Annotated in this window: 8 protein-coding genes; 1 reads left to right on the top strand and 7 read right to left on the bottom strand. The window is 70.8% G+C overall.

Going from position 1 to position 10,861, the window contains the following annotated elements:
* Positions 1 to 2 precede the first annotated feature (2 nt).
* On the bottom strand, positions 3 to 1,187 hold the full coding sequence (locus tag VHR41_09160; GenBank protein ID HEX3234356.1) for a beta-ketoacyl synthase N-terminal-like domain-containing protein: 1,185 nt from the start codon (positions 1,185 to 1,187) through the stop codon (positions 3 to 5).
* A 158-nt stretch (positions 1,188 to 1,345) separates the two neighbouring features.
* Here VHR41_09160 and VHR41_09165 point away from each other — a divergent pair, with 158 nt between their 5' ends.
* Complete coding sequence (locus VHR41_09165) at positions 1,346 to 3,769, top strand: M1 family aminopeptidase (protein ID HEX3234357.1); 2,424 nt, start codon at positions 1,346 to 1,348, stop codon at positions 3,767 to 3,769.
* Here VHR41_09165 and bioD read toward each other — a convergent pair.
* The 6 genes from bioD to VHR41_09195 all read right to left on the bottom strand — a co-directional run bounded on the left by bioD (position 3,738) and on the right by VHR41_09195 (position 10,861).
* On the bottom strand, positions 3,738 to 4,403 hold the full coding sequence (bioD, locus tag VHR41_09170) for a dethiobiotin synthase (protein ID HEX3234358.1): 666 nt from the start codon (positions 4,401 to 4,403) through the stop codon (positions 3,738 to 3,740). The two genes, VHR41_09165 and bioD, sit on opposite strands and share 32 nt — an antisense overlap.
* The gene (locus tag VHR41_09175; protein ID HEX3234359.1) at positions 4,400 to 5,596 is read right to left on the bottom strand and encodes a vanadium-dependent haloperoxidase; all 1,197 of its coding nucleotides are present in this window, start codon (positions 5,594 to 5,596) and stop codon (positions 4,400 to 4,402) included. The genes bioD and VHR41_09175 overlap by 4 nt, the downstream gene beginning before the upstream one ends.
* A gap of 17 nt (positions 5,597 to 5,613) precedes the next feature.
* Complete coding sequence (locus VHR41_09180) at positions 5,614 to 5,997, bottom strand: hypothetical protein (GenBank protein ID HEX3234360.1); 384 nt, start codon at positions 5,995 to 5,997, stop codon at positions 5,614 to 5,616.
* A gap of 87 nt (positions 5,998 to 6,084) precedes the next feature.
* Positions 6,085 to 7,395 carry a metallophosphoesterase gene (locus VHR41_09185; GenBank protein ID HEX3234361.1) on the bottom strand — a complete coding sequence of 437 codons (1,311 nt, stop codon included), beginning with the start codon at positions 7,393 to 7,395 and terminating at the stop codon, positions 6,085 to 6,087.
* The gene (locus VHR41_09190) at positions 7,392 to 8,282 is read right to left on the bottom strand and encodes a hypothetical protein (protein HEX3234362.1); all 891 of its coding nucleotides are present in this window, start codon (positions 8,280 to 8,282) and stop codon (positions 7,392 to 7,394) included. Before VHR41_09190 ends, VHR41_09185 begins: the two co-directional genes overlap by 4 nt.
* Before the next feature lie 17 nt (positions 8,283 to 8,299).
* Positions 8,300 to 10,861, bottom strand: coding sequence for a hypothetical protein (locus VHR41_09195; protein ID HEX3234363.1), 2,562 nt, complete (start codon positions 10,859 to 10,861; stop codon positions 8,300 to 8,302).

Here is a 10,861-nt window from a genome sequence, read left to right on the forward strand (position 1 = left end):
GCTCAGGCCGCCGACGCCATCGTCCAGGCCGCGCACCTCCCATCGAAGCTCTCCGCCAGCAGCAGCGCCACGGGTGCCCTGGGCACCAGCGGCTCCAGCGCGACCGTGCATGCCGGCAACGACGGATCCGGTTGCCGGGTGTTGAGCGTGGGGGGCACCATCCCGTCCTGTAGCGCGAGCACGGCGGCCACCGACTCGACCGCCGCGCTGGCGCCCAGCGAGTGACCCAGCGCGGGCTTGAGAGAGGTGAGCGGCATCTCCGGCAAATCCCCGCCCATCAAGGCAGCCAGTCCGGCGCACTCGGCGGCGTCGTGGAGCCGGGTGCCGGCCCCATGAGTCTTGATCCATCCGATCTCGCGTCTGCAGAGCCCGCCGACGGCTTGTCGCGCGGCCTGGGTCACGCCGCGACCGGTGGGATCCGGCCCGGTCATCCGATAGGATTCCCGGCTCCAGCCGGTGCCGAGGATCACGGCCAGCGGCGCGGCGCCTCTGCGGGAGGCATGTTCGGCGCGCTCCAGTACCAGGGCTCCGGCCCCCTCTCCGAGTACGGTGCCGCCGCGATCCAGATCGAACGGCCGGCACACGCCGCCCAACTCCCGGCTGGGAGTCAGGATGCCACCCGCCGCGAAGCTCGCCAGCACGGTCTCGTCCAGGGGACACTCGCCGCCACCGGTCACGACCACATCGGCCCGCCCGGTCTCCAGGCGCGCCACGGCCTCGATGATGGCCATGGCGGAGGAGACGCTCCCGGCCGAGATGTGAAAGACCGCTCCCTCGACGCCGTGCGACTCGGCGAAGTCGGCCCCGCCGGCGCCAGGCATGAAGCGTAGCCCGAAGGGGCGGCTGGATCCCGCGCTCGAGCGGTCGCGCTCGTGGGGAAGCACTTCGCCCAGAGCACCCAGCGAGCTGCCTTCGATCACATCGCAGCGGGAAGGGTCGGGTAGCGCGGCGCTGAAGCCGGCACCCCGCCACGCTTCCTCGGCCGCGGCGGCGAAGAGGCGGGCGCTTCGATCCAACAGGCGCGCGGCGCGCACCCGCGTGGGCGTGGGACACCGCCCCACACTCCAATAGGAAAAAGGCAGGGCGGCCACCGCGCTGCGCTGCTCCCTCAGCAGCCTTCGGAGGGCGGACGTGCCGTTTCCCGCGGCACTCACGGCACCCACGCCGGTGATCCAGATCTCTCCCATGGCGCTCACCTCCGGTCTCTTTTCGGGGCGGCCCATCCGCCGCCGCCGATATCTCCAGCCCCGGCAACTCTGCCTGGAGCAGTCAAGCAGAAGTCAAGCGCCCGAAGAGGGGCCGGCATTAGTTTCCGCCCATGCCTTCCCGCACAGCATGTCTACTGGTGGCACTCCTCGGCGCCACGCCGGGTCTCGCGGCCCAGTCCAACGAGGAGCGGGTGCTCAACGGCTGGTACACGCCCTCCCATGACTTCGATCTGCTGCACCAGCGGATCGAGGTCCGCGACTTCGACTGGGACTCGACCAGCTTCACCGGCCGGGTGGTGACCACTCTGGTGTCCCTGCGTCCTGGCCTGGACACCGTTCGGCTCGACATGGATCGGCAGCTCGAGGTCCGCTCCGTCACCGCCTCGGGCGGGGCGGGGCTTCGCTTCGAGCGTCCGGGCGATACCCTCGCCGTTCTGCTCCCACGGCCGGCGGGCTTCGGGGACACCGTGCGGTTCGCCATCGACTATCTCGGACGGATCGAGCAGGGACGGGGACTCTACTTCTTCAAGCAGGAGCCGGGGCTGGACCACCGCCCGGAGCAGGTCTACAGCGGGGGCGGCACCGACGGAAACCCGCGATGGATTCCGACCTGGGGAGCGCCAAACGACAAGGAGACCTGGGAGCTTCTGGCCACGGTTCCCAGGCGTCTCACCGTCGTCTCCAATGGTCGGCTGGTGCGCGACCGCCCCGCGCCCGGCGGCATGCATACCGTGCATTGGCAGCAGGAGCAGCCGGCTTCGACCTATCTCATCTCACTGGTGGCGGCCCCACTGGCCAAGATCACGGATCGCTGGCGGGGCCGTCCGGTCGAGTACTACGTCTACCGGGAGGACAGCACCCGCGCGCGCCAGGTCTTCGGGGTGACGCCAGACATGATGGAGACCTTCAGCCGCCTCACCGGCGTGCCCTTCCCCTGGCCCAGATACGCCCAGACCACCGTGGCCGACTTCATCGGCGGCATGGAGAACGTCGGCGCCACTACCCTGGTGGACTGGCTGCCTGATGCGCGGGCGTACCAGGATCGGCCCTGGTACCTCCAGTCGCTGATCCCCCACGAGCTGGCGCACCAGTGGTTCGGCAATCTGGTCACCGCCGAGAACTGGGCCAACTACTGGCTCAACGAAGGAATGGCGGAGTTCATGCCGGGACAGTACTGGGGCGCCAAGATGGGGGCACGGGCGGAGGAGGACTATTACCTGGCGGAGTATGGAGAGTTCATCACCCGGGACGCCCGGCGCCGCACCCCGCTCGCCAGCTGGAACTCCAACAACGTCTATCCCAAGGGCGCGCTGGTGCTGGAGATGCTGAAGCAGCAGCTGGGGGCCGAGCCGTTCTGGGCGGCGATCCATCTGTATCTCACGCGCCACGCCTATGGCACCGCCACCGGCGACGATCTCCGCCAGGCCGTGCTCGACGCCACCGGTCAGAGCCTCGAGTGGTTCTGGTCGCAATGGATCTATCGGGCGGGCTATCCCGAGTTCGCCGTGACCGCCGCATTCGACTCGGCCGCCGGCGCGCTCAGTCTCACGGTCAGGCAGACTCAGCGGGACACCGCGGCGGCGGATAGCAGCGGCTTCCGATTCACCACGCCGGAGGTGTTCCGGGCACCAGTGGCCATCCGGGTCGGCACTGCGAATGGCGACGTCGTGGCTCGAACCACGATCGACCGCCAGGAGCAGACCATTCGGATCGAGGGACTCCGCGGCGCGCCGACCATGGTGATCTTCGACGATGAGAATGCCGTGGTGAAGGGTCTCACCTTCGACCAGCCCACCCCCTGGCTGACCAATCAGCTGGCGCGCACGGACCGCTTGTGGAGCCGGTTCTGGGCTATCGAGCAGCTCTCCCGCCGGACCGCCGACACTGCGGCTGGCGTTGCCCTGGCCAGGGCCGCGCGAGGTGCGGACTACTTCCGCACCCGGGCGCAGGCGGCCGCGGCCCTCGCGAGTTTTCCGGCGGCGGTTGCGCTGCCCGCGCTGGCGGACGCCGCCCGTGATACCTCCGCGCAGGTGCGCGAGGCCGCGGTCGGCGCGCTGGCTGGTGTAGGTGGAGATCGGGCGTTTGCCCTGGCGCGGGCGGCGTGGAGCGGCGATCCGAGTTACGCGGTGCGCGCCGCGGCCCTCACGGCGCTGGCGCGGCTCTCGCCCGGCGGGGCCCGGCAGGCCGTGCTCGCCGGGCTGGGGACCTCATCCTACCGTGACGTCATTCAGAACGCCGCGATCGTCGCCGTGGTGCATCACCCGGATCCCGGTCTGGTGCGGGCGGTGGCGCGCCTGGCGGGGGCACAGCCACTGCCCACCACTGCCCTGGCCGTGCTTGCCGCGCGGGGCGACACCACCGCGCGGACTGCGCTGATCGGAAGCATCGACGATGCACGGGCCTGGGTGCGTGGCTGGGCCATCGCGGCAGTTGAGGAGCAGCTCGGCCGGGCGGACGCACTGAGCCAGCTCCGCGCCCTCCTTCCCGGGATTCGCCGGCCCGAGGCGCGCGCGGCCGTGAGTGAGGCGATCACCCGGCTCGAGCGCCGCCCGGCGGGGTGAGGTCGAGCCAGGAGACGAGTGCGTCGGCCGCCTGCGGCTCCGCGATCACCCGATCGATCCCCGCCAGCCGAGCGATCGCCGGAGCGTTGAGACCGGTGGATCGGTCCGGCGCGGCAGGCGCGGTCAGTACCACCCCCGTCAGTGTCACTCCCGCGAGCTCCAGTGCGCTCAGCGTCAACAGGGCATGGTTGATCACGCCGAGCCGGTCGCTGCCGACCACCAGAACCGTGGCGCCGAGCGAGCGGGCGAGCTCGACCACCGACCATTCCCAACTGATCGGAGACAGCAGGCCTCCGGCGCCTTCCAGCAGGAGCACCTCCGATCCCTCGGACAGCTCCTCGATCCGAAGCAGCAGTGCGTCGAGATCGATCTCAACGGCTTCGGAGTCCGCGGCGAGCGCCGGAGCCAGCCGGGCGGAGAGTCGGTGAAGCGCGGCCAGCGGCGCCGCCTGTCCGGTGGCCGCGGCGAGCCGCGCGCCGTCCTCGTCCGCCTGGGTCTTGGCCGCGCAGCCCGTCTCTACCGGCTTGATGGCGACTACCCGCACGCTCGCGGCGGTCAGCGCGCGCGCGAGCGCGCAGGCGATCCGAGTCTTTCCGACGCCGGCATCGGTGCCGGTAATGAGCAGAGACCTCATGGACGTGGCTCCGTCTCGCGGTCGATGGCCGCGGCGGCGAGCTCGCCTACGGAACGGCCCAGCTTGGCGCCTGCCTCGTTGTCGAAACGATAATGCACGCCGGCCCAGAGCCGAGATATCGTGGCCTCCCGGGCGATGGAGTCGAGGGCTGCGCGCGCGGACGGAACCAGGTGTCCTAGCACGGTCGCGCCGGCCGTGAAGAGCGTGGCATGGGCGGACGGATAGGACGGGAAGTGAGGCAGCGGCACCGAGAGGTCGATCGTCGAGTCGGCCTGGGAGGGCCGGAGCAGCCAGTAGGTGAGCTTGGCGTCCCAGCACGCGATGGTGGCGTCGGACAGCGTCATGTTGAGATACATCTCGAGGCGGGCGGCCTCGGGCTCGGACAGATGATGGCGCAGGATCAGGTCCCCGGCGATCTCACTCCAGAGGGTGGCGGCGTTCCGGGCCCACCGCCAGGTCGCCTTGGTCTGTTCGCGGGTCCGTGCCTGGGTGACCTGGCGTACCTCGTCCAGTGCGGCCCGAAACGGGGGGGTGTCGTAGCCGGGCGGTGGCGGAGGGCGGAGCTGGTCGGCCGCGGTGAGGAACCAGGGGCGAAGCGAGAGCGAGATCGCCAGCGCGGGCGGCTGGCTGTCCGCCCGCCAGCGCCCGGGGCCCGGAGGCACCGAGCCGGCCCACTCCTTTGCCTTGAGCTCGGCGGCCGCCAGACGAACCCAGCGGCGCGCGGCACGGCGGCCGCGGCCCTCGGCCGCGGAGATGGCGGCCGCCCCGGTGCCGGCCCGGCGGAGACGCGCCCGTTCCTGCGCCAGGTCGGCGGTGAGAACGGCGCGACCGGCTGGAAACACCGTCCGGAGCACCGCCTCGGCCGCGGCGGCGGACGCCGCGCCGGCGGTCCGGCTCGGCCGCTCGGCCCGGAGCGCGTCGTACTGCGCGCCGGCCACCAGCGCGTACAGCCGGCTGTTGTTGTTCCCGGCGTAGAAGGTCGCTCGGCCCGGCACTGCGCCGCGTGTCTGGAGATCCTCGGTGATGAGCTCGCGGGCGATCACGTTCCAGCGGAGCGCCGGCCCCGCGTGGCGGAAGCGGAAGTCGGGGGACGAGCTGTCCGCGGACGAGCCGTCCTGCGCCGCCGCGCGATGTCCCAGCAGGAGGACCAGCAGGACGAGCGGCACGGCCCACCGCCGGGGGCACTCCGCCATGCGGTCTCCCGTGGAGGCTATGGCGCGGCCGGGTGATTGAGCAGGATCTTCTGAATCGTCCGCATCCGCTCGGCGAACTCGAGCGGCGAGAGGTCGTAGACCTCATCGTCCCCGCCCATGAGAGCGCTCATCGCGCCCGCCATGTCGCCACCGCCGCCCATCTGTACCTCCGACTTCCGGATGAGCCGGACCTCGGTGATATGAGCGACCGGCACCCCCAGCAGACTATCCGACTGCCTGACCACCAGTGAATCGCCCTCGAGCTTCACCAGGCGGATATCCCAGACATAGCGGCCGTCGTCGAGCGTCACCTGCCAGCGCTCATCGGGTGCGCTCTGCCCGGCGAGACGCGGCGCGGTGGCGAGCAGAAATGCGAGGGACCAGAGCGGTACACGGGTCATGAGGGAACTCCTGCGTGGCTGCCAGCCGTCAGGGGCAGGTCGGGAGTGCAGGTAATATACTGGCCGGCGGGACACCGCCGCCCTCGACTACGGCCTGGCTCCCGCCGGCGGGACACCCGGGTCCTGTCCCATCAGCGCCCGCTCTCCGCTCGGGCCGTACGCTGGTGGGGCGGTGCAGCCCAGCGGTTCCGAGTCCGGCAGTTGCGCCTTCCGGTCGAGCCAGAGCCCATACACCTCGCGCGCCGCACCCAGTCGGTCCACGGTAAAGACGCTCAGGCGCGGCCGCCCGGTGTCGGCCGCGATGTCGAGCCGCATGAAGCCGCTTGCGCGCATCGCCAGCACGGTGCTGGGACGGCGGGTGACCGGACCCGTGTGCCCGTAGACGCCGCCCCCGCTGACCACGGAATAGCGCCCGCCTCCGCCTCGAAAGACCTGCAGGCCATGGTCGTGTCCCGCCGCAAACAGCAGGGGACGGTGTGCCGCGAATGCGCTGTCGAAGCTCGCTCGCATCCGGCAGTTGACGATGCTGGAGAGATCCTGCGGCGAATACCCGGCGTCCCGGCTCCGCGGAACCAGCGATCCGAGACCCGGAAAGGGAATCAGCAGCCACCGCCGCACGGCGGTGAGCGGGAACAGGTGCTGCTTCCAGTCGAAGAACCCGCCGTGCTCGCCTCCGCTGAGCATCGGGTGATGCGCCATGACCACCACGTCGCGATCACCCGCCGTATTGAGCGCGGCCGCGATCGAGTCCTCCACCTCCTTCTCGGTGCCGGCCCGGGGACACTCGCGCTGGCCCGGCCGCGGGTGCTGCCGCGGATGCAGCCACCATTGCGTATCCAGCACCAGGAGCCGGAGGTGGCGCCCGAGGTCACGGACCGCGGGCCCGGGACACGCCCGTCGGGGAAGGAGCTCGACCCCCGAGTCGGCATATGCCTGGGAATACCCCGCGGCGCGCGAGAAGCTGTCGACCTGGGCGCGGATGAACTCCTCCTGCGCGATGATCGACGCCTCACCGCCGCTGGTGTGCTTGGCCCAATCATGGTTGCCGGGGAGGAAGATGCCGGGGATCTGCCGTCGGAGGAGCACGTCCAGCTGGTCGCGCAGCCGCCGCTCGTCCTGGCGCCGCCTTGGCGAGCCGGTGGGCGCCATGCCGCGGGGGTACACGTTGTCGCCCAGGAAGACCACGAAGCTCCTGGCGGGATCCACCGCGATCTCCCGCGCCAGCGCGGCGAGCACTGGCTCGCCGCCGGGAGCCGGCTTGCCGGCGTCGCCGATCAGGAAGAGCCGGGTCTCCAGCTTCTGCGGCGTGCGTGGGGAGACCGGTTGCTCGACCGGGCGTACCTGGGTGGCGCAGCTCAGCACGCACAACGACGAGACGACCGCCAGCAGGCTCCTCATGGCCGGTAGGCGTACGCCGTCAGCGTGGGCCGCCCGCCCGCCGCTTCGTCGCTGATCAGCAGGGTGCGGTCCGCATCGAACGCCAGGCCCTCCGGCTGCCGGTGAAGCCTCGGTCTGAGCGTGCGCCCCGCGAGCAGCTCGCCGGCCGGCGAGATCTCGATGATCCTCCGCTGCGGCCCAGCCACCAGGACCAGGTCGCCCGATTCCGGTGCTATGGCGATGGCCGACCCGTGAAACTCATCGACGTCCGTCAGCCGCGCGATCCGGCGCTCCGGCAGCAGGAGCCGGGGGGCCGGGTCGAGTCGTCCGCTTTCGAGCGACCAGGCGAGCACCACGACCTGACGGTGCCAGGCTGCCCGATACGGATGCTTACACAGCAGGAGCAGCGAGCGGGACGAGGCGTCGTGGGTGAGTCCCTCGAGCTCACAGGCGCGGGCCAGCCCGGTATCGAAGGCCCGGAACGCGACCAGCTCGCCATCCTTGCCCTCGCGAAACTCGAGCAGGATCCCGTTGCTCGAGAGCAGGAAGAATCGCTCGCCGACGATCTGAATGTCCTCGAAGTCCCCCGTCACCACCCCGGGCTTGGGCCGCTTTCCCATGTACGGCGGGATGCCGGGTCCGGAGGCCAGGCCGAAGCGCTTGAGGATCTTCCCGGTCCGGGGATCCAGCTGCCAGATGACGCCTCTCTCGTCACCGTGCGCGAAGAGACGGCCATCGGGACTGAACGCGAGCCCGGAGATCTCTGCCAGCTCGCGCGGCAGGTCGACCCGCCACGCGGGCGGCTCGTCGAAGCGGTAGTGCGCGAGGGTCGGCTCGGCCACCGGACGCGGGGCGATGACCAGCGCGCAGACCGCCCATCGAGCCAGAATCCCGCGCCAGGCGCGCATCGTTGCTGCCATCCGGGTCAGTAGCCGAACCCCGCTCTCAGGTAGAGCGCGGTGCGATCGTCGCCCCGGGCCACCGCGACGGTGATGGTGTTGGCCGGATCCAGAAAGGCGAACCAGAGACCTCCTCCCACTCCGCTGTGCCAGGTGTCCGACGACTCGCCCTCGAGATAGACCCGCCCCACATCGGCCAGGCCGAAGACGCCGAAGTCGCCGGGAAGCACGAAGAAGAAGCGGGCCAGCCGGAGCCGCAGCTCCGCATTGCCGTACAGCGCCGCGTCACCCGCGTAGCGCTGCTCCCGCAGCCCCCGCACCGTCGCGGCCCCGCCCACGAAGGCCGACTCGAAGAACGGAAAGGTGCCCCAGACCTTCTTGCCTCCCGCGCGCAGCGCCAGCGTCGGGCCGAAGCTGGTGTGCGGCGTGAGGTAGGTCCCCACCTCGCCGTGCACCTCGCCGAACGTCTCCTCCACGTCCCAGATGGCGGGATAGATGCTGCCGCCGGCCGCGACCTGGACCCCGCGCGTGGCAGCGGCGTCGCGGTCCCGGCTGTCCCACTCCAGCCCCGCCGCGGCACCGAGCTCTCCGAACCTACCGACGCCGTACGGTTGAAGCAGACTGATGAACCGGCCGCTCCCCAGCTCGGTGTGGACGTACTTGAGCCGCGGTCCGACGGTGAATGTCCCCTGACTGCCCACCGGGAAGCTGACCGACGGCTCGACCAGGTACTGCTGCTGCGGGATGCGGTAGAATGAGTCGGCACCGACTCGCGGCGTCTCGTTCCCGAATCCGAAGAAGCGGACCACCTCGATCCCTGAGGCCCGGAGGAACAGGTTGCTGCGCACCCGCGAGTTCACCCGGCGGAACTCGCCGTTGAGCTCGGCGCGGAACGCCTGCGCGCCGGTGGCGTAGCCCACCCGCGCGCCGATCTTGGAGCGGTAGGGACTCTTGCGGAAGCCGAAGTCGTAGCGGACCAGTCCGCCGCCGAAGAAGAAGCCCACCTCGGGTCCCGAGCTCACCCAGGGCCTGAACCGCCAGAAGCCGCCCCAGTCCCTCGGCGGATACGGTGTCGAGTCGCTGAGCTCGAAGTCGCGGTAGGGCCGCCGGTCGAGCGGCACGTGGCGGCTCCCGGCCACTTGGTTTGCGCCCCGCGAGTCGTAGAACCGGGTGCGCCCGGCGCGGGAGGAGTCGACGACCCGGTCATCGCCGCCGCCGCCCATCACTCTGAGGAGCGGCGCTCCCCCCGCCGCACCGCCGATCAGCACGGTGTCGTCTCCGCCTTGCAGATAGAGGCGGACCTCCTTGGTGTCGGCCCGGTTGAAGCGGCGGTGATAGAGCGGAGCGCCACCCTGGTCCTTGGCGGCGTACACGTTCACGTCCAGGACCCCGTCAGCCGGATGGGTCACCTCCACTCGCTCCGCCTTGTCGCTCCCATGCACCTCCACGTCGGACGCCAGCAGTCGGTAGAATCGGTGCGCCGCATCGCGCAGCCGGTCCCGCCTGCTCTTGAGGGCCCCCGCCAGCCATTGCTGATTCTTGGCGCGGAGCTCCGGCGGCAGCCGCTCGACGGCCTGATCGATCACGGGGTCGGTGAGCCGGCTCTGCAGCCCGGCGGCGATCGAGTCCCACGCCGGCCATTCGAGGCCGGTGAGCAGGCGGCGATCGACCGCTCTCGCGTTCCACGAGAGCCCGACCATGCTGGGGTAGGTGGGCGAGAACTCCACCAGCTGCGGGTAGGAGAGCCGGGCCAGACTCAGCAGCAGGCCATCGAACTTGGCGAACGCCTGGTCCCGGTCGCGGGGAATCGGGGTCCACGGCAGACTGCCCCCGTGGCCCAGCCGGGCCCAGCGCCACTGGTCCTGGTGCCGGTCCCAGTCGCCCACGAAGAGATCGACCAGCCTGGCCTGGAGATAGGCCCGCTGGTCGACTCGCTCGTCCTGATCGTTCTCCAGCCGGTGGAAGAACTCCTCGGTGCTCACGATCTTCGACGCTCCCGCGAAGCCCGGCTCGTCGTCCTTCTCACCGGTCTGCCGCTCCTCGATCATCCCCAGCATCCGGGCGAACTCCGGCCGGAACTCGCCCAGCGCCGGGTCATCGGGAAGGAGGACCAGCCTGGGCTCGGAATGGAGCACGCCTGCCGCGTCGAGGATCGGACTCACCACCAGCGGCGCGGCCGGGTGGCCGGCGCTGATCTGATCCTGAAAGATCCGTTGCGCCAGCGTCTTGCGGAGCTCCGGCGGGAGGAGTGGAGACGGGTCCTTGTCCACGGAGCGGAACTGGTACTCCCGTCCGTCGCCGCCCTTGAAGCGGAGCGATCGGGTCTGCTTCCCGCCCCCGCGCCTGGTGGGATGGAGCCCGCCCCCGAATCGCTCCAGATCGAGCACTTCCACCCGGAGCGGCGTCGCCCAGAGATCGCGGTAGTGCCGGCCGAAGAGCAGCGTGTGAAGCCCGCCCGCGCGATACCGCGCGTTCGGCGTGACCACCACCGTGTCCGACGAGCCCGGCCCCCCGGCTGCCGCATCCTGGCCGGCCAGCGCCGTTGCCCACGTCATGACGATGGGCGCCATGACCATGAACGCTGCCAC

Source organism: Gemmatimonadales bacterium (genome assembly GCA_036265815.1).
Lineage (GTDB): Bacteria > Gemmatimonadota > Gemmatimonadetes > Gemmatimonadales > GWC2-71-9 > CAVVWJ01.

Bases quoted from the DNA above. Each gene is read 5' to 3' on its own strand.
- VHR41_09160 (HEX3234356.1), bottom strand. From the start codon at position 1,187: ATGGGAGAGATCTGGATCACCGGCGTGGGTGCCGTGAGTGCCGCGGGA.
- bioD (HEX3234358.1), bottom strand. From the start codon at position 4,403: ATGAGGTCTCTGCTCATTACCGGCACCGATGCCGGCGTCGGAAAGACT.
- VHR41_09175 (HEX3234359.1), bottom strand. From the start codon at position 5,596: ATGGCGGAGTGCCCCCGGCGGTGGGCCGTGCCGCTCGTCCTGCTGGTC.
- VHR41_09180 (HEX3234360.1), bottom strand. From the start codon at position 5,997: ATGACCCGTGTACCGCTCTGGTCCCTCGCATTTCTGCTCGCCACCGCG.
- VHR41_09185 (HEX3234361.1), bottom strand. From the start codon at position 7,395: ATGAGGAGCCTGCTGGCGGTCGTCTCGTCGTTGTGCGTGCTGAGCTGC.
- VHR41_09190 (HEX3234362.1), bottom strand. From the start codon at position 8,282: ATGCGCGCCTGGCGCGGGATTCTGGCTCGATGGGCGGTCTGCGCGCTG.